Origin of the sequence: Halorhabdus sp. CBA1104 (assembly GCF_009690625.1) — an archaeon.
GTDB lineage: Archaea > Halobacteriota > Halobacteria > Halobacteriales > Haloarculaceae > Halorhabdus.
On record NZ_CP033878.1, the window covers coordinates 1,813,201 to 1,831,514 of the forward strand.

Genomic DNA, 18,314 nt, shown 5'->3' on the forward strand with positions numbered 1-18,314 from the left:
TTCCACGCGGTGGGAATAACCGGCAATATAGGCCGGTAATCGCCCCCGCGAGATGCGATCCTCCCGCGAACGATTCTCGACAAACAGGGCCGACGGAAACGATCAACTGAGGTCCGATGACGGAAGGTGCGGGTGAACACCCCTGGTGGGCGCGGAGCGGACGTCAATCCGACGTGTACAGCGAGTAGACGATGATCGCGAAGCCGGCCGCAGTCAGGGCCGACTCCAGTAAGAGCGTCTGATCGATGGGCAAATCGAGGATGAGATCGCTGATCCCGGCGGCAATCGCCCCGACTGTGACCACCCCGAAGCCGAGGGCAAGCGCCCCGAGAGACTGGGCGTCGGTTCGACGGTACGCCCGGTAGGCGAGGAAGGTTATCAGGCCACCCAAAAGCAGGGTGAGCGTCTTCAGTGCCACGACGGTCAATGAGATATGTGGACTCATGTTTCTTTGCGCACCTCCGACCACAGGTTCTCTAGACGTTCGTCGGCCGTCCGGGCCCGGCGAGCGATCTGGACCTCGGTTTCGCGGTCTTCGGAGAGGCCGATGATGACTTCCTCGAAAGCGACTTCGTACGTACTGGCGTGCTGGCCGTCCGGCCGGATCTCGACTCCCTCGGTCAACAGCGACGCCTCAGTCAAGAGATCGAGCTTCCGGTAAGTCGTCGAGAGCGGGATATCACTGGCTTCGGAGATCTCGGAGGCAGTCATGGGCTCGTCCAGTTCCTCGATTATCCGCCGACACTCCGGGTCGTCGAGCGCATCGAGCACGTCCTGCAAATCTGGCGCGTCGTCGGCGGCGAACGGATCGCGGACCATTTCATTCCGACCCTCCCCGTCTACTCGGGAGATCGGGGACGCTGGTTCCGCGCGTTCGTCGAGACGGGAGCATACACAGGACTGGGCGCTTCGGGTGAATTTGTGTTTCGGTTTTCCGCGTCGGTCGCCGGTACCCGAACAGTCGAACGTGTTCGGCACGCGATTGAACGGACTGTAGTCGCGATGTTTAGGTATGCCTAATTCAGACGGCATCCTGGCGACGACGCGACGGCGATTGCTGGGCGCACTGGGAGCCGGCGGGACCGCCTCGCTTGCGGGTTGTGTCGCAGCACCCGACGCTGGTGACGTGGCCGAGGAAACGACCACGACCAAGCCGGCTCGCGAGACCGACGTCGACAGCGTGGCCGCTGATCCGACCGACATCCCCGACCCGATCGATCGTGACGAGCCGACCACCCACGAGATCACGCTCGAAGCCGAAGAAGTGACGGCCGAGATCGAGCCCGGTGTGACGTTCGACTACATGACCTTCGGCGGGCAGATCCCGGGGCCGATGGTTCGGGTCCGGCGGGGTGATACCGTCGAGTTCACGATGGAGAACCTGCCCGACAACGCCATGCCCCACAACGTCGACTTTCACGCCATCTACGGCACGGGCGGTGGCTCGGTCGCGACGACCGCCTCGCCGGGCGCGGAAAACAAGATGCGCTTTCGGGCGGAGTACCCGGGCGCGTACATCTACCACTGTGCCGTCCCGAACCTCGATTATCACATCAGCGCGGGCATGTTCGGCATGATCCTCGTCGAACCCGAGGACGGACTGCCCGAGGTAGATCACGAATTCTACGTCGGCCAACACGAAATGTACACCGACAAACCGACCGGCAAGGCGGGTCATCACGCCTTCGACATGGAATCGATGGCCGCCGAGAATCCGTCATACGTCCTGCTCAACGGCGAGAAGTACGCCTACGCCGCCGACCGCTACGGGCCCCTGGAAGTCGAGACCGGCGACACCGCGCGTGTGTACATGGTGACTGGCGGGCCGAACCTCACCTCGAACTTCCACCCGATCGGTAACGTCTGGAGTGAGGCCTGGCCCAACGGGGCGGTCGCCTCGACACCCGACGAGTTCGTCCAGACGATGGCGGTCCCGCCGGGCAGTTGCTTCGTCGGCACGATGGAGTTCCCCGTCCCCGAGCGTGTCAAACTCGTCGATCACGCCCTCTCGCGGGTCGCCCGCAAGGGACTGATGGCCGAAATCGACGTCCTCGGCGAAGAACGGCCCGAGGTCTTCGATCCCGGCTTCGACGGGACCGACCACGAGGACCCCCGCTACGAGTGAGGGGAGCAATATAGTCGAGAATCGGACACGTCAACTGAATCCGGGCAAGAAGCGGTAAGTATTGCAGGGACCGGCGGCCAAAATCCGGTCGTAGGAGGGCTCTATCAGCCAGCGGACCGGGGGTGTAGGTGTTCCCAGCAGTTGAGAATCCACAGGACTCGTTTGTAGGTTTACGGAGAAGTGGAGGTAATGACAGACGACGCGAACACCTTCGAGACGGGCACCGAGCCCCGGGGCCGACAATCACGGGAGTGGGAAGTCTTCGTTCGCGAGACCGAGGGCGAGCCACTCGAACACGTCGGCAGCGTCACCGCCGACGAGCAGGCACAGGCCCGCGAGCAGGCCACGACGCTGTTCGAAGATCCCGTCGCGATCTGGCTGTGTCCCGAGGAAGCCGTCTTCCGGTACACGGACACGGCGCTGACGCCGGGTGAGACAGCATGATCCCCGTGAGTGGGTTGCTCGGCGGCGACACGGACGCTGGGGCGACAGCGCACAGACAGCGGGGCACAACGATCGTCTGGCACGTGACCGGTGCCGCGAATCTCGATTGCTCCTACCGCCGGACCGACGCCGGGCCGGGACCCGCAGACGGCGAGTTGACCACTGCCGAGGGGCAGAACTTGATTGCCGATCTCGCCGACTACGGAGTCGAGGTCCTCCGACTTGCCGGTGGGGAACCACTCCTGCGCGACGATCTGGAAGCGCTGATCGAGTCCGCGAGCGATGCGGGCCTGGAGACGGTCCTCGAAACCAATGGAACGCTAGTGACGGAGGAGCGGGCGGCGGAACTCGAAACGGCCGGCCTCGATGCGGTTGCCGTCGCGATCGACGGCCTCCCCGAGCGCCACGACGAAATCTGGGGCCAGGAGGGAGCCTTCGACGACGCACTGGCCGGGATCGAAGCCGCCCAGGCCGCCCAGTTGCCGGTCGCCGTCAAATTCACCATCACTGACCAGAGCGCCGCCGACATGGAGGAAGTCCTCGATCTGCTGGCCCTGGAAGGAGTCGAACGCTTCGAGTTCGCCCACTTGGAGTACGACGAGGCGGACGTGATGGATTTCGAAGTCGATCACCAAGCCCAACGGCGGGCCGTCCGGCGTGTCTGTGACCTGACGCTCGATGCCCACGAGCGGGGCCACGACGTCGAGACGCTGTTGACTGGCAATTACGCCGACGCGGGCTACGTCTATCAGTACGCCCGTGAGGAACTCGGGGAGGATCAGGCGGCGGACGTCCGGGACAGACTAGAAGCGATCGGCGGCGACCAGGCCGGGGAAGCCATCGCCGACATCGACTATCAGGGCAACGTCCACCTCACGCCCGACTGGCAGCACTACTCGCTTGGCAACGTGCGCGACCGACCGTTCAGCGCCATCTGGGAGGACGAATCGAATCCGATCCTGCGGAAACTCCGCGACCGCGAGGATCACGTCCCCGATCGCTGTCCGAACTGTGATTACTACGCGATGTGCCGGGGCGGTTCGCGCCATCGTGCCCTCGCCGCAACCGGCGACCCCTGGGCACGAGACCCGCAGTGTTATCTGACCGACGAGGAAATCGGCCTCGAGGATCCGTCCGCATCCGCAGACTGAATCGAAGCCGGGATTGGGGGGCCGTTCTCTCGGGCCGAGGGCAACGAGCGAGAGTATCCCCCGTGTACTGCCGGAGACCGCGACGCTTTTGCCCCCACCGGCGCAAGTCGGTCGTGTGCTTTCGGTCGAGTTACACGCCCACTCGTCGCTGTCCTACGACGGGCGAGATGCCGTCGATGACCTACTCGAACGGGCAGCAGCGGCGGGACTCGATGCCCTGGCCGTGACCGATCACGACGAGATCGCGGCGAGTCTGCGGGCCGTCGACCGCGCCCCCGAGTACGGACTGCTCGGCATCCCCGGCATGGAAGTGACCAGCGCCGCTGGCCACGTCCTCGCACTGGGAGTCGAGCAACGAATTCCCCAAGGGCTGACGTTTGGCGAGACGCTGGACCGGATTCGACGGCTGGGCGGTATCGCCGTCGTTCCCCATCCCTTCCAGGAATCTCGGAGCGGCGTGATGGCCCACGTCTCGCGGGCTGATCTGGCTGGGGCTGACGCCATCGAAGTGTACAACTCTCGACTCCTGACCGGCCGGGCCAACCGCCAGGCTCGCACGTTCGCTCGCGAACACGGCGTCCCCGAAACGGCAGGAAGCGACGCTCACATCGCCGAAATGGTCGGCCGAGCAGTTACGCTCGTCGAGGCCGAAGAGCGATCGGTCGATGCTATTTGACGGCGATCCGCGAGGGGCGAACCCAAATCGATGGACGGCGGACACCCTGGCACATCAGCTTCCGACAGGCTGCCGGGGGGCCAAGCGCCGTATCCGCGCGCGCCTGGCATCGCTACTCGAGTAACAATGGGTTCGAACGCGGACGCCACATCGACGGGACCGCTCGTCGGTGCCGATCCCGAACCTATCAGGGCGGCGATCGAAGACGAGAATCCCCTTTCGGGCACCCGGGGGTTTGCCGGGCGGGTCGATGGCTCGCTGGTTCGTGACGTCCTCGGGCGGTATCCACTGTTTCTCGACGGGGACGGGCAAGATCGGTGGGCCTTCGATCCGACCGAGTTGGCCGATCCGACGCCACTACCGGCGGGCCAGGTCGTCGATCCGGCGGGCAATCGCCGAGAGGTGTGGTCGTTGCCGGACCCATCCCCTCGCGACGGGACGGCCGCCGTGAGAGCTGTCGGGAACGCTATCGACGACGCGCTCGCCGACGTCGACACCGACGGCCTGGCGATCGCCTTCTCGGGGGTGTCGACTCGGCGCTACTGGCGGCTCGCCTCGAGGCGCCGCTGTACGTCGCTGGCTTCCCCGATAGCCACGACGTACGAGCCGCCCGAGAGACGGCCAGACTCCTCGATCGGGAGGTGCGCGTCGTCGAACTCGACCACGACGCTCTCGTCGAGGCCGTCCCGCCGGTCGCAACCGCAACGGGCCGGACGAACGCGATGGCCGTCGAGATCGCGCTGCCGCTGTATCTGGTCGCCAAGCGGGCGGCTGCCGACGGCTTCGACCGGCTGGCAGTCGGCCAGGGGGCCGACGAACTGTTCGGCGGCTACGCTAAGGTCGCTCGCGCCCCCGAGGACCCACGTGTCGCTGCCGAGACAGTCCGTGGCGCGCGCCGCGAAGTGCTCGAATCGCTCCCCGACCAACTGACCCGGGACGTACTGGCGATCCGGGCCGGCGGTGTCGAACCGGTCGCACCGTTGCTTGCTGATGGCGTCGTCGAAGCGGGACTGGTCCTCCCGGGATCGCTGCTGGTCACCGACCGTGGCGAGCGGAAGTACGCACTCCGGCTGGCGGCCCGCAAGTGGCTCCCCGATCCGGTAGCCTTCCGGGGGAAAAAGGCCCTCCAATACGGTAGTCTCGTCGCCCGGGAACTCGATCGGGTGGCGCGACAGGCCGGGTTCAAGCGCCGAATGGACGATCACGTCACCCAGTACGTCGAGTCGCTGCTCGAATGAGTCCCATCGCAGTATTGGCCGAGCGCGATCGATCGTCGGAGTAAAGCGAGTCGTCGTGACGGTCGCCGAGCGAACGCGTGACTGGCCGATCGAAGCGAGGGAAAGAAACGAGTGAACTCGGCGGGACTGAGCGAATCCGGAGGATTCGCGAGGGTCGCCGAGGGAACGAGACGAGAAAAGTGAGTCGAGTGGACTCGGCGGGATTTGAACCCGCGGCCTTCCCCGTGCCAGGGGGATGATCTACCGCTGATCTACGAGCCCGCGTCGTCACCGAAGAGTATCCGACGGGATTTCTTAAACCCATCGAACCAGTGACCGCGACGGCGAGCCAGTGCTGGCCAGAGAAACGGCCACAATAGCTTTGCCCGTTCGCCGGGAATTATTCGGGCACAGGACCACAGCGAGCGGCCATCGACGGCTGTAGGCGGCGAAACCGACCCATGGAACGCCACCACACCCGAGCCCCGAGATCGGTGCGGCCTCGCGATCGCGGCCAGACGACACTGGATTTCGCGTTCGGGATCGGTCTCTTCGTGCTGGTACTGGCCTTCGCGTTCACCTTCGTCCCGGGAATGCTCCAGCCGTTCGAACAGGGCACCGACGCCGAGACGGTCGGGGCCAATCGCGCGGCGGACACTCTCGCGGAAGGCATGCTCGGCGACCCATCCACACCGTACGTCCTCGAGACGGCCTGTACCGTCGGCTTCTTCGATGCTGGCGTCCCGGCCGGGTGCAACTACGACGGGACGACGGCGACGGATCGGCTGGCGATCGGTCCCTTCCAAGACGTCAACGTCACGCTGGAGGGGTCGATATCGGGATCGACGTATCAGTTGCTGTGCTGGAACGGGACGGCACTGGCCGAAGTCGAGTCACCGGACTGCGGGGCCGGCGACCGGCGACTGGCGACGGGAGAACCCATTCCGGACGGCGCAGTGCCGACAGTGAGCGCCAGACGCGTCGTCTCTATCGAGGGAACGACCGCGGTTATCCGGGTGGTGGTCTGGTGATGGCCCCCCCGACAAGTCGAGAGAGCAGCCGACAGTCCACTGGCGGACGAGCCCAGGCACACACGCTCGAAGGGATTATCGCGGGCTTGCTCGTGCTATCGAGTATCGCCTTTGCCCTGCAGGTGACGGCCGTGACGCCACTGTCAGCGAGTACGTCGAGTCAGCACATCCAAAACCAGCAACGAGCGGCGGCGACCGGCGTGCTTGCCTCGGCGGCAGAGAGTGGCACGCTCGAAAGCGCCGTCCTCTACTGGAACGAGAGCGGGCCGTCGTTCCACGAGGCGGGGCCACGCGGCCGCTACGCCTCGGCCCCGCCAAACGAATTCGGTGCGTTGCTCGCAGAGACGTTCGACCGCCGCGGAATCGCGTACAACGTCCGGATTAGCTACGCTATCCCAGGGGGCGAACGGCGACGGATTCAGATGGTCTATCAGGGCGCCCCAAGCGACAGTGCCGTCCGGGCGAGTCGGCTGGTGACGCTGACCGACGCGGCCGTTCTCAGAGCGGCCGACGAGACACCGACAGGTACGAACGTCTCAGCGACGGACTCGTTTTACGCGCCGGACGCGAGTGCGAGCGGGCTGTACAACGTGGTCCGCGTGGAGGTGGTCGTGTGGCGCATCTGAGCGGAGACGGGCAGCGACGAGAGGGTCGCGGACAGATCATCCTGTTGATCGGGTTCACGCTGGCGGTAACGTTCGTTGCGCTGGCGTTGATTCTCAATTCGGCGATCTACGCAGAGAACCTCGCAACCCGGAGTGACACAGCAGCCGGTGGTGGGCCGATCGAGGTCCGCAACGAAGCAGAAAGCGGGGTAGCGTCGCTACTCGCATACGTCACTGCGCACAACAACACCGACCAAAGCGCCATCACAGACAACCTGACGACAGCTATCGACGAGTACAGTACACTCGCCGGCCGGCAAGGGGCCGTCGACGGCCGATTGTCGAACGTCGCCGTCGAGTCGGTCACACTTGGCAGCCGGCTCGTCCAACCCGACTCAGGGCGCAATCTGACGAATCGAAACGGGACGGCAAACTGGACACTGGCCAGGGGCATCAAAGCGCGCTCGCTCGTCTTCGAAGTCAGTGACAACCGGACGACGAGCGACTCGTGTTCCCCAGGTGGCGAGTGCTTCGAACTCACCGCCACGTCCGGGGGCGACGTCTGGCGGATGGCCGTCTACGAGAACGCGACCGACGTGGTTGTCGAGATCGAAGGAGCTGGCGGCGCGACGACCACGTACAGTCCGCCCGAGGACTCACCGCCGGTCCGGATCGATCTCGGTGCGGGAACGGTCAACGGACACGACGTCCCGGCCCTACAGGCGAACGTGCCCGCCCCGCCCTACGAGCTTGGGATCGTCCACGGCGACCTGGCCACTGGGTCGTTCGAAGTGATCGTCGACGACGAGACGATCGCGGCCAGTCCCGATCCGGACCGGTATTTCGAACCGGGCTCGTCGGGGTCTCCCCGGGTGACCCATGCCGCCTACGCAACGGCGATCCGGCTCACTCAACGGAGTGAGCGCATCGTCTACAACGGAACCGTCCGGGTCGCCCCGGGTGAGTGGCCGTGATCGACTGGGACGTCTCGACGCGTGGGAGTGAGCGGGCCGTATCGACGACCGTCTCGTACGTGCTCACACTCGGGATTGGCACGCTGCTGGCGACTGGGCTCATCTTCGCGGGCGGGCAATTCGTCTCCGAGCAGCGCGAGCAGGCAATTGAAACGGAGATGCAGATCGTCGGCGAGCACCTAGCCAGTGACATCGAACAACTCGATCGGGTCGTCAGTGCCGACCCGACGGGGATCGACACAGGAAAAATCAACCGCCGAATGCCGACAACAATCGCTGGGGAATCATATATCGTCGAACTCCGGAGCGGTACAAATGCGTCCCTGCAACTCCGGACGGAGAGCCCGGACGTCTCGGTGACGATCCCCGTCCAGAAGACGACGGCGGTCAGCCCGAGTGTCACAACCGGCGGCACAGTCGTGATTCGGTACGACGCCGTAGAAGGCAAGATCGAGGTAGACGATGCCTAAGGGTCGACTGGACGAACGCGGGCTGAGCGATGTGATCGGCTTCGTCCTCGTGTTCGCACTGATCATGGCGAGCGTCGTCTTCGTCTCGACGAGCGGGCTCACAGCACTCGCGGATATCCGGACGAACGAACAGCTCGACAACGCCGAGCGAGCGTTCGACGTGATCGCCGAGAATCTGATGGACGTCTACGCGGGCGGTGCCCCGAGCCGCGCGACCGAAGTCGATCTCGCATCAGGCAGTCTCTCGCTTGGGACACCGATCACGATGAACGTCACGAACGGGTCTGCGACGCTGGTCGAACAGCAGATCACGCCGATCATCTTCCGGGGGGAAGGCGACGCACAGATCGTCTATGCGGGCGGGGCCGTCTTTCGGACGCGAGATACCGGGGGTGTCGTCGTACGTGAACCACCGATGGTCGTCTCGTCCGACGGCGTCCACGTGACCGTCGTCGGCACCCGGGCTCGAAACGAGAACACCGTCAGCGGCGGCACCGTCCGACTACGGAGCGAACAGTCCTCGGAGTTTCTGGCAGTCTACGACACCGAGGATACCCTCTGGGTCAACGTCACGTCACCGCGCGCCGAGCAGTGGAAAGCCGCCCTCGAAGGCCCGGCCGTCACGTGTGTCTCCGGTGGCGCGACGCCGAGCGACGTTACCGCGTGTGAGTTGACTGGCGGGACAGCAACGTCGGTCGCGGTGTCAGTCGTTCGGATCGACGTCTCTATTTCGACATGAAACGGCGCCCTTCCCGGGGGAACGTCAATCGAGTTCGATGTCGATCTCGTTTTCAGTGATGTGCAGATACGTGAGATACTCCGCAGACGTCGTGGACCCAAACGAGAGCGTTCCCGTCGAAGTACTCTCGTCGACGCGACTGGACCCGCCGGGACCGTCTGTCACCGTGAGGTCGTACTGCGGACCCAGCAGTCCCATGTAATGGGTGACGAGGAAGCCAAGCTTGGCCGTCTCACCCACGTCACGCTGGCCGGGATCGACGCCGTGGACGTCGAGGGTCTTCGTCGGGCCGGTGATCGACTCACTGGTGATCTGTGACCCGAAGTACCACTTGTTCGAACTGCCACTGACGCCCGGCATGGCCTCGATATCGTCGTACGTCATGGTAACGTCGCCGAGCAGATCGACTGTCAGCTCGCCGCTGGGACACGACACGGAAACATCGGCATTGGTGTTTGGGTCGATCGTCTCGTTGCGCCACTCCTCGTGGATGTAGTCGCTGCCGGTGTCGTTGAAGTAATAGACGCTGAGTCGGAGCTCGCCGTCGAAGGAGCCACTCTTGCACTTGCCGGGATTCGAGGACTGAAAGTGCGCTTCGAACCCCTCGTCGCCTTCGTCTGCGTACAACGACCAGTGCATGTTACCGTAGTGGCCGTCCGGATTGAGTGTGAGTTCGAAGTCGGTCACCGGATGCGTCGACGCGATCCCCTGGACGGAGAGAGAATTGCCGTCCAGTGGCATCGCGAAGTCACCGACGCTGCCGCCGACGGTCTCTAGGGTGAGTTGCACCGACTGGTTGTTCTTGTAGATCTCGATATCGCCGTCAGTTCGCTGGTTGAAGTACCGAGCCCACCCCAGGTAGTAGCGACTTTCGACAGTGATACGGACGGTCCCGTTGCGGATCGGATTGTCGTAGGGCAACTCGTTGCCCGCGGCGTTGGGATCGTACGGGGCACCGATCTCACTGGACCCATCCGGCGTCCCAGAGCTGTTTGGGAAGACGTTCCGGGCACGCTCTCCTGGCCGGACGACCGCCCGTGGACCGCCGGACGCGGCATCGATATCCGTGTTTGCGAGGCGAACGATCGGCAGGGCCAACGTCGCCGACCGGTAGTGAAATTCCGGCGGCGAGAGTAACAAACTGCCGCCGTTTGCCCCGCGTCGCCAGACGCCACCACCCTGATAGGCGATTTCCGTCTCGCCCGACATGAAGACGAGCGCACCCAGGGATTCGTTGTACATCGTCTCCGTCCGCTTCTCTTTGCTGTAATTGTAGTGGGTGACTGTGATTCGGCCGGCGTCCGGTCGGACCTCGTAGGAGCCTGCCCCGGTGCCAAAAGTCACCGACTGGGTATCGGCGTCACCGAGTCCAACCAGTGCCGCCCGCGAGTCAAACAGGGTCATCGAGTTGATCGCCCGCTCGGTGCCGACCTGTTTCTGGGTGTCGTTCAATGCCGTCGTGCCGACGACGCCCAGAATCGCGACGCCACTGACGATCAGCCCGAGCAACAACACTGTCCCGAGTGCCTCCGACTGAGCGCGCTCACCGGACCCGGGATCGATCATCACCGAGAATTCGTGATCAGCGGGGATAAGTCGACTGGCCGTTGCCGGTACGGTCGATTCACAACGAGCACGTGACCGAACGATACAATCACGAAGTAGAAACCGTTTAGTGGCCAAGCGAAAACAGTTCGGTGGGAACACACGACCGCAAATCTGACTCGTCGCGCGGGCGTCGATGACGCCTCAGGCCTCTTTCGCCGTGCGCGACTCGGGATTGCGGACGTGTCCGGCAGTTCGGGGTCCGAATGGACCTGCGAGCGGCCACACGTAGCGGTCTGTGTCGTTCCAATCTCAGACCATGGCACGAATGCACACACGCCGTCGTGGCTCGTCCGATTCGGACAAGCCCGCGGCAGACGATCCGCCGGAGTGGAGTGACGTGGACAGCGAGGCAATCGAACAGCGCGTCGTCGAACTCGCAGAACAGGGCCACGAGCCCAGCGAGATCGGCATCAAACTTCGAGACGAAGGCGTCCAGGGGACCCCGATCCCGGACGTCTCGCTGGCCACTGGCAAGAAGGTGACCGAGATTCTCGACGACCACGACGCCGCGCCCGAGCTTCCGGAAGACCTCCGGAACCTGATGGCGCGGGCCATTCGCCTCCGTGAACACATGGAGGACAACCCCGTCGACCACCAGAACAAGCGCGCCTTACAGAACACCGAGTCGAAGATCCGTCGCCTGGTCGATTACTACCGTGGCGACGAACTCGACGCGGACTTTACCTACAGCTACGACGTCGCCGTCGAGCTCCTCGAATAGATGGCCACGACCGGTCGCCAGTCGCCAGACGCCGACGCCCTCGCTTCGAGCCTCCGGGACGCCGGTTTCGTCCGGCTGGCCCCGGCAGCGACGGGTGACGGCATCGGGGCTGCTGGCGTCCTCGCGAAGACCCTCGATGCGATCGACATCCCGTTTCAGATCAGCGTCGTGACCGACGCTGCACCGACGCGGGCCACCGAAGCCGACCTCGTGGTCGCACTCGATCGAGCCAGTCCCGACGCCGACGCGACCATCGGCGAGCACCGAGCGGCGAGTGCGGCGGCGTTCGACGTCGCCCGGACACTCGCTTGCGAGCACGCCGATCCGGCACTGGCCGCCGCCGGGACCGTCGCTGCTGGCGCAGAACCAACAGGGACCCTCACGGAGGCACTCATCGAGGCGGGTATCGAACGCCGACCTGGCGTCGCTGTCCCGACCGACGACCTCGCGGACGGACTCGCTCACTCGACGCTCGTCCACGCCCCGTTCTCGGGCGATCCCGACGCCGTTCGGGACGTCTTAGAGACGGCGACCCGACCCGACGACGAGGAGACACGCCGTCAGGTCGCCTCGCGAGTCGCCCTCGAAACGATCGGTGCCGAGGGGGCGACAGCGCGAGCGGCGACCGCCGTCGAAGGCGTCTTGCGCCCACACGCAGGCGGCCCGTTCGGGACCGTCGGAGGCTACGGAGACGTCCTCAGGGCGACAGCGCGGGAAGACCCAGGCACGGCCGTCGCACTCGCGCTCGGCCACGACGTGCAAGCGGCCGCTCTGGAGGCCTGGCGAAGACACGCCAGTGCTGCACACGAGACGCTCCATGCGGCAACGGTCCGGCGTCACGCCGGCCTCGTCGTAGTTGGGGCCGACGGGCCGATCAGGACCGTCGCTCGCTTGCTGGGGGCATTCCGCTCACCCGAGGCACTCACGCTCGTCCACGATGGCGACCGCATTGGGCTCGCGGCCGCCCGAAAGCGAGACGCCACAGCCGTCCTCGAATCAGCCACGGCATCGTTCGATCTCTCGGGACAGGTCACTGGTGACGCCGACCTGGCGACCCAGCCGTACCCAGGCGACATCGATGCACTGGTCACCGCGATCCGCGAGGTGATCCGCGATGAGTGAGCGCCGGGCGACCATTACGACGAGCCACGCGGACGCCGAAACGGCGACCCGTCTCGCGCGGGCACTGCGACCGGACAACACCGAGGAGATGGCGACGACGATCGACGAGGCGACCGTCGAGACGACGATCGAGCGAGCCACGACGGGTGGCCTCGCCGCGACCGTCGACGACTACGTGGTGAACCTCTCGGTCGCCGCCGATCTCACCACAGACAGACACACCGACACCCATGAGTGAACGCTCAGTCTCACGACAACGACAGGAAAAGCAGTGGTACACCGTCCTCGCCCCGGAGGAGTTCGACCGGGCCGAGATCGGTGAGACACTGGCAGACGAACAGGAGAAGGCGATCGACCGGACCATCGAGACGACCCTCGGTGACCTCCGGAACGACGCCGGCGAGAACAACACCAAGCTGACCTTCCGTATCCGCGAACTCGGCAGCGACACGGCCTACACGGAGTTCATCAGGCACGAACTCACGCGGGACTACCTGCGCAGTCTCGTCCGCCGTGGCTCCTCGAAGGTCGAGGCCTACGTGACGGTGCTGACGACCGACGACTACCGCGTCCAGATTCAGCCCGTCGCCCTGACGACCAAGAAGGCCGACGCCAGCCAGGAGCAGGCCATCCGCGAGCAGATGGTCGACATGATCGAAGACGCCGCCGAAGAACGCACCTTCGAGGACCTCGTCGACAGCGTCGTCGAGGGACGCCTCTCGAGTGCGATCTACAACGAAGCGACGACGATCTACCCGCTGCGCCGCGTCGAGATCCAGAAAGCGACCTTGGAGGCCCGCCCCGAAGAGGTCGCCGAAGAAGAGGAGACCAGCGTCGAAGTCGACGAGTAGACCACTGGTTTCGCTTTTGACTCCGTGTCATCGAAGCATTCATAGCTGATTAGCTGCGGTGTAATCCCCAGGGATAGGGACAAGGACGAGAGTGGGACTGATACTGTCTACTGCGTGAACAGGGAGTTCTCCGGCCCCTATGTTATCGGGTCCATAGGTTTATTCCTATGGACCTAATACCATAGGGTAACGGATGGCGTCCGACACGACCATCGAGGACTGGCAGGATGTCGAAAACGGCTACGTCGTCGACGTGACCATCCGTCAAACGGAGATCGAGACGTATCCGAGTGGATGAGACTACAGCCTTCACCTCGGGGAAGTCGGCGGCGACACCATCCTCCGGTATGACAACGCCCACGAACGGACGAAAGGTCACGAGCGGCATACCCGGGACGGCGTCGAAACTATCCAGTTCCCCGGGATGTTGACGCTCTACGACCGCTTCAAGCGGGTAGTTGAAGAGATGACCCCCGTCTCATGGGGTTGGTCGGAGTAGGACGCCGCCAGGAGGATACACCATGCCCACGCTCAAAGTCACCGTCGGCGAACGCGACCGCCTCGATCAGCACACGCGTAGCCGCATCAAGGCTGCCCAAGAGGGTGAAGACCTCGACGACGCCCAGCCGGTGCTCAATTTCGGCTCGTACGCTGAACTCGGTCGCCTCCTCAGTCCGAAAAACCTGGAACTGCTTGAAACGATCTCCGAACACGACCCCGAAAGTATCAGCGAAACCGCCGAACTGGTGGACCGAGACTACAAACAGGTCCATCGGAACCTCTCCGAACTCGAAGACATCGGTGTGATCGAGTTCGACGGCGGTGGAGCAGGGCAGGCGAAGCAGCCACTGCTGGCCTACGACGGGCTCGAAATCGACATTCCCTTTGCGGGATCGAGTGCCAACGTCGACGCAGCCGCGCCGTGATCTAACCCTACGCAGGGAGTCATAGAAGCGTTCACAGCTGGTTTGCTGCGGTGCAACTCAGAGAGGAATGTCGAATTATATGATTACAGAAGGTAGTGCAAGATAGAGAGGGTGAAGTCAGCACGCCTACGATGTTTGTTTCGCGCCAATAGTGATGAATCAGCCGCTCACTACATCTGCAAACTGATCAACGTTCAACCGGTACAGTAAACCGGGGGAGAATCACCCGTCTGTAAAAGACAAAATAAGTGATCGTGGCCAAAACATACAGCCCACTGGTTAGCAAGGGTGGCCAGTTCAGAACAAAAATCAAAAATGCAATCCAGAACCCGCCTAACACAACCGCACCCAACGAAATTACGTGCAACCCCTCCTTAGACTGAACCTGCAGGTCGCTACCAGTCGTCAGCCGAAATCCGGTCATCCCGACAGTGAGTGACGCCCAAGTCAGGAATGGGAGGCCAATTGCGGTCCAGACAGTTGCCGGCAACTGGTCAGATTCGCTTATGAGTAGTGCCCATCCGAACAGACCAAACGCCGCCCATGCAATACTCCGCCACAACTCCTCACGGATGATCAAGCGAACTCGTGGATGCTGAAGGAACTCTCGGAGCGGGTTGGCTGTCTCGGTCGATTCGTCCTTCAGTGCGTGTTTTCCTTCGGGTGAGAGTGGCCACGCTGACTCCGGGTGATTGATATAATACACGGTCGAGTCAGCCACTGTTTCCGTTGCCACAATCTCACGATCTTCCAGTTCCTCCAACCGGTTGCGGACAGTTACCTTCGAGACGTCGGGTTTGATCCGCTGTTGAATCTGCTGTAGTGAAAAGAACGGTCGATTGGCTTGGTGCATCGTCTCGATGACGTGCCGTTCTGTGAGCTTCGTATTCACCCTCCTGTCTTCCGGCAGTTTCTCAGAGATCCACGGAGGGAGTGACATTTATTTTTACAACTCGTTGGAAAAGTATCGGTGTTTCGGATTATGACTTTTTGCAGGTTTTCCAGCAGGATATACCTGTAATAAACCGGACGAACCAACCTGTCTGTGAGCAGGCACTACGACCATCTGCGACGACCTACATCGAACTCCACAATCCCGAAAAACCAGAGCAGCAGTACCAACACTGCAATCAGTAGCAGGGCCCATAGCACGTCACGATTCGGAAGCTGTGACCGCCAATCCATAGTGACCATGTTTCTTCCCACAGCATAATATACGAATGAGCGGTTCTCCGAGCGAGAAACAGGTCGCCGGGGCTGACCACAGCCGCCGCTCCCGGTATTCGGAGACGAGTTCATCAACGTCCATTGAGCCCACTTCCGGCAAATGTACGAAATACGCACGCATACTGAGCAGACCATTCAACCAGTTCTACGGTGAAAACAAGCCCTTGTGAATAGTCCTATGACACCCTCGGATTATACAAAGACTAGTTAGCGAGTGATTTGCCGCTCCAGCCTTTGCGGACGCAAAGTCCGTTTTGCAGCTGGAAAAATCTCGTATCCGGACACAAAATTCTCAACGGTGCCTTATCAGTAGAAATCCTTGTTTGACCTGTAGATATGAAACCACAGCTACGCCGTATCATACGAGAGGAATTGTGGCGAAGTATCGCATGGATCGGCCTCGGACTTGTTGGATGGGCACTCGTGATCTCAGAGGCAGCGTGGTTAGACGCGACGGCTCTGACGGTCTTCGGGTTGCCCGTTCTCACGTGGGCTGGCCTTACTATTGGGATGGTCGGGTTGCGAGTCATCACGGAAAGTGACTTGCAAGTAGGAACGAAGGCGGGCCTGAATATTGTCTTGCTGGAGGGAATCATCATTACTGGAGCCTTCGTCGTGTATCTGGTTGCCGTTGCAGGTTGGTCACCACTCCCTACAGTCGGCGGCTACCTCGCTATCACTGGACTGTACGCACTCTACTACTGGCAGTTCGTCCTTCCCTCTGTTGAGGCCCGCAAAGCGGGGTAACTGTCACCGCGGTTGATCGACCATCGACTGTCTGTCTCTCCGAGTTCAGCTGCTACGAATAGACAGATCTGTGCAAGATACGCGCCCTGTATCTTGCACGGGACTCTTGCCAAGACTTGGATAGACAAAGCCTGCAAAGCGTTCTATGACACGCGCTTTCGACGGAAACAACTGAACAAACAGCGAAGAGTTCACCGACCGGGGAAAACCATAAGTCATTATCGAGATAATCATTATCCAGATAATGACCTTCTACGACCGGGCTGAGGAACTCGAGGCGGTACGATCCGCGTTCGAGTCGCCGGGGCACGACTACTACGTCGTCTACGGTCGTCGTCGGGTCGGCAAGACGGCACTGCTCAAGGAGTTCTGTGCCGACCGACCGCACATCTACTATCTCGCCGCCGAGGAGGCACAGCAACGCCAGCGGGAGAAGTTCGTCGAACGGATCGCCGAGCGGTTCGACGAACGCGTACCGCGGACGGAGACCTGGCCGGAGGCACTCGAGTATCTCGGCGAGAAGATCCACGAGGAGTCGATCGTGGTCGTCATCGACGAGTTCCCGTACCTCGTCGCGGAAAACGACTCGCTGCCATCCTACGTGCAGGGGTTCGTCGACGAACAGCTCCAACACACCGAGTCCATGCTCGTCCTCTGTGGATCGAGCGTCGGGACGATGGAATCCGAAGTGCTGGGCCACGAAAGTCCGCTCTATGGGCGACGAACGGGGCAGATCGACTTGCAGCCGTTCTCGTTCGCCCAGGCCCGAGACGTGATCGACTACGAGTTTCGGGACGCAGTACGATCGTTTGCGGTCACCGGCGGGACGCCGATGTACCTCACGCTGTTCGACTACGCCCGGTCGCTCGCCGAGAACGTCCGCGAACACGTCCTCACCCCGACGGCGGTGCTCTATGACGAGCCGCGGTTCCTCCTCCAGAGCGAGTTACGGACGCCGGCCCGATATCTGAGTATCCTCGAGGCGATCGCAACGGGCCATACAACGCCGAACGAAATCTCGGGGGAGACAGGTATCGACTCCGGACCGCTCTCGAAGTACCTCCAGACGTTGCGACGCCTCCGCCTCGTCGAGCGGGAGGTTCCGGTCACGGCGTCGAGAAAACAGTCCAAACGATCCCGTTATCGCGTGGCGGACGAATTCCTACGGTTCTGGTTCCGGTTCGTCGAACCGCGCCGGTCCAGTATCGAAGAAGCGCCGGAGATCGTCTACGAGGGAACGATCGAGCCGAACCTGCCGGATCACGTCGCGAGCGTGTTCGAGGACATCTGTCGGGAAGCGCTCTGGCAAGCGATCCGGCAAGAGCGGCTGGGTCCCTATGCCGAAATCGGTCGGTGGTGGTACGGTGAGGACGAGATCGATCTGGTCGGCCTCGCCCCAGAGGACGACCGGATACTTCTGGGTGAATGCAAGTGGACGACCGAGCCGGTAGGTTCCGGACTCGCCGAGGCACTTCGGGAAAAAGCGGATCGTGTGCGCTGGGGGCCGGAAACACGGGACGAACAGTTCGCTCTCTTCTCGAAATCCGGATTCGAGCCTGGACTCGAAACGGAACTCGGTGACGACTGGTCCCTGTTCGACGCAAACGATTTTGACGAGCTGCTGTCGACAAGCTGATTTCCCCCGTCCTTACACAGAAAGATCCACAGGAATGAGTGTGG

19 protein-coding genes, 1 tRNA gene and 3 pseudogenes are annotated in these 18,314 nt (G+C 62.7%); 18 read left to right on the forward strand and 5 right to left on the reverse strand.

The genetic code is table 11. From position 1 onward, the window contains the following. Positions 1–163: 163 nt before the first annotated feature. Positions 164–445, reverse strand: coding sequence for a hypothetical protein (locus Hrd1104_RS09185; RefSeq protein WP_154552481.1), 282 nt, complete (start codon positions 443–445; stop codon positions 164–166). Then, positions 442–819 carry a helix-turn-helix domain-containing protein gene (locus Hrd1104_RS09190; protein WP_154552482.1) on the reverse strand — a complete coding sequence of 126 codons (378 nt, stop codon included), beginning with the start codon at positions 817–819 and terminating at the stop codon, positions 442–444. Before Hrd1104_RS09190 ends, Hrd1104_RS09185 begins: the two co-directional genes overlap by 4 nt. 193 nt (positions 820–1,012) lie before the next feature. On the opposite strand from Hrd1104_RS09190, the gene nirK reads away from it, so the two are divergent. The 5 genes and pseudogenes from nirK (at position 1,013) to Hrd1104_RS09215 (ending at position 5,634) form a co-directional block, all read left to right on the forward strand. Further along, the gene (gene nirK / locus Hrd1104_RS09195) at positions 1,013–2,125 is read left to right on the forward strand and encodes a copper-containing nitrite reductase (RefSeq protein WP_195837571.1); all 1,113 of its coding nucleotides are present in this window, start codon (positions 1,013–1,015) and stop codon (positions 2,123–2,125) included. Between the two features lie 189 nt (positions 2,126–2,314). Further along, entirely contained in the window at positions 2,315–2,569 is a 255-nt protein-coding gene (locus tag Hrd1104_RS09200) for an Htur_1727 family rSAM-partnered candidate RiPP (protein ID WP_154552483.1), read from the forward strand. Next, positions 2,566–3,720 carry a TIGR04347 family pseudo-SAM/SPASM protein gene (locus tag Hrd1104_RS09205; protein WP_154552484.1) on the forward strand — a complete coding sequence of 385 codons (1,155 nt, stop codon included), beginning with the start codon at positions 2,566–2,568 and terminating at the stop codon, positions 3,718–3,720. The genes Hrd1104_RS09200 and Hrd1104_RS09205 overlap by 4 nt, the downstream gene beginning before the upstream one ends. A gap of 115 nt (positions 3,721–3,835) precedes the next feature. Continuing rightward, positions 3,836–4,520, forward strand: a pseudogene (locus tag Hrd1104_RS09210) (PHP domain-containing protein). A gap of 2 nt (positions 4,521–4,522) precedes the next feature. After that, positions 4,523–5,634, forward strand: a pseudogene (locus Hrd1104_RS09215) (asparagine synthase C-terminal domain-containing protein). A 189-nt stretch (positions 5,635–5,823) separates the two neighbouring features. Here Hrd1104_RS09215 and Hrd1104_RS09220 read toward each other — a convergent pair. Beyond that, positions 5,824–5,895 (reverse strand) — tRNA-Ala (locus Hrd1104_RS09220). 212 nt (positions 5,896–6,107) lie between these two features. Between Hrd1104_RS09220 and Hrd1104_RS09225 the strand changes: the two genes are divergently transcribed. From Hrd1104_RS09225 to Hrd1104_RS09245, 5 genes are read left to right on the forward strand one after another with little or no spacing between them, the layout of a single operon-like run. Continuing rightward, positions 6,108–6,644: a hypothetical protein gene (locus Hrd1104_RS09225; protein ID WP_154552485.1), complete on the forward strand. Its 537-nt coding sequence runs from the start codon at positions 6,108–6,110 to the stop codon at positions 6,642–6,644. Beyond that, positions 6,644–7,270, forward strand: a complete 627-nt coding sequence (locus Hrd1104_RS09230) for a hypothetical protein (RefSeq protein ID WP_154552486.1) — start codon at positions 6,644–6,646, stop codon at positions 7,268–7,270. Before Hrd1104_RS09225 ends, Hrd1104_RS09230 begins: the two co-directional genes overlap by 1 nt. Further along, positions 7,258–8,223, forward strand: coding sequence for a hypothetical protein (locus tag Hrd1104_RS09235; RefSeq protein ID WP_154552487.1), 966 nt, complete (start codon positions 7,258–7,260; stop codon positions 8,221–8,223). Before Hrd1104_RS09230 ends, Hrd1104_RS09235 begins: the two co-directional genes overlap by 13 nt. Next, positions 8,214–8,693, forward strand: a complete 480-nt coding sequence (locus Hrd1104_RS09240) for a hypothetical protein (RefSeq protein WP_154552488.1) — start codon at positions 8,214–8,216, stop codon at positions 8,691–8,693. Before Hrd1104_RS09235 ends, Hrd1104_RS09240 begins: the two co-directional genes overlap by 10 nt. Then, positions 8,686–9,432, forward strand: a complete 747-nt coding sequence (locus Hrd1104_RS09245) for a hypothetical protein (protein WP_154552489.1) — start codon at positions 8,686–8,688, stop codon at positions 9,430–9,432. Before Hrd1104_RS09240 ends, Hrd1104_RS09245 begins: the two co-directional genes overlap by 8 nt. Before the next feature lie 24 nt (positions 9,433–9,456). On the opposite strand, the gene Hrd1104_RS09250 is transcribed toward Hrd1104_RS09245, so the two are convergent. Next, positions 9,457–10,998 carry a hypothetical protein gene (locus Hrd1104_RS09250; RefSeq protein WP_154552490.1) on the reverse strand — a complete coding sequence of 514 codons (1,542 nt, stop codon included), beginning with the start codon at positions 10,996–10,998 and terminating at the stop codon, positions 9,457–9,459. Positions 10,999–11,296: 298 nt separating this feature from the next. Here Hrd1104_RS09250 and Hrd1104_RS09255 point away from each other — a divergent pair, with 298 nt between their 5' ends. The 6 genes and pseudogenes from Hrd1104_RS09255 to Hrd1104_RS09280 all read left to right on the forward strand — a co-directional run bounded on the left by Hrd1104_RS09255 (position 11,297) and on the right by Hrd1104_RS09280 (position 14,660). Then, positions 11,297–11,761: a 30S ribosomal protein S15 gene (locus Hrd1104_RS09255; protein ID WP_154552491.1), complete on the forward strand. Its 465-nt coding sequence runs from the start codon at positions 11,297–11,299 to the stop codon at positions 11,759–11,761. Then, positions 11,762–12,883, forward strand: a complete 1,122-nt coding sequence (locus tag Hrd1104_RS09260; protein WP_154552492.1) for a recombinase RecJ — start codon at positions 11,762–11,764, stop codon at positions 12,881–12,883. Next, positions 12,876–13,121 carry a KEOPS complex subunit Pcc1 gene (locus Hrd1104_RS09265; RefSeq protein ID WP_154552493.1) on the forward strand — a complete coding sequence of 82 codons (246 nt, stop codon included), beginning with the start codon at positions 12,876–12,878 and terminating at the stop codon, positions 13,119–13,121. Before Hrd1104_RS09260 ends, Hrd1104_RS09265 begins: the two co-directional genes overlap by 8 nt. Further along, positions 13,114–13,734, forward strand: coding sequence for a 30S ribosomal protein S3ae (locus Hrd1104_RS09270; RefSeq protein ID WP_154552494.1), 621 nt, complete (start codon positions 13,114–13,116; stop codon positions 13,732–13,734). The genes Hrd1104_RS09265 and Hrd1104_RS09270 overlap by 8 nt, the downstream gene beginning before the upstream one ends. A 193-nt stretch (positions 13,735–13,927) precedes the next feature. Continuing rightward, positions 13,928–14,233, forward strand: a pseudogene (locus tag Hrd1104_RS13580) (DUF6516 family protein). A 22-nt stretch (positions 14,234–14,255) separates the two neighbouring features. Further along, a complete protein-coding gene (locus Hrd1104_RS09280; RefSeq protein WP_154552495.1) occupies positions 14,256–14,660 on the forward strand; it encodes a transcriptional regulator in 405 nt (134 codons plus the stop codon). A 187-nt stretch (positions 14,661–14,847) separates the two neighbouring features. Here Hrd1104_RS09280 and Hrd1104_RS09285 read toward each other — a convergent pair whose 3' ends face one another. Beyond that, positions 14,848–15,600, reverse strand: coding sequence for a hypothetical protein (locus Hrd1104_RS09285; RefSeq protein ID WP_154552496.1), 753 nt, complete (start codon positions 15,598–15,600; stop codon positions 14,848–14,850). A 797-nt stretch (positions 15,601–16,397) separates the two neighbouring features. On the opposite strand from Hrd1104_RS09285, the gene Hrd1104_RS13325 reads away from it, so the two are divergent. Both Hrd1104_RS13325 and Hrd1104_RS09295 read left to right on the forward strand, forming a co-directional pair. Continuing rightward, positions 16,398–16,634, forward strand: a complete 237-nt coding sequence (locus Hrd1104_RS13325) for a hypothetical protein (protein WP_229770445.1) — start codon at positions 16,398–16,400, stop codon at positions 16,632–16,634. Positions 16,635–16,878: 244 nt separating this feature from the next. Then, complete coding sequence (locus Hrd1104_RS09295) at positions 16,879–18,270, forward strand: ATP-binding protein (protein ID WP_154552498.1); 1,392 nt, start codon at positions 16,879–16,881, stop codon at positions 18,268–18,270. Positions 18,271–18,314: the final 44 nt, after the last annotated feature.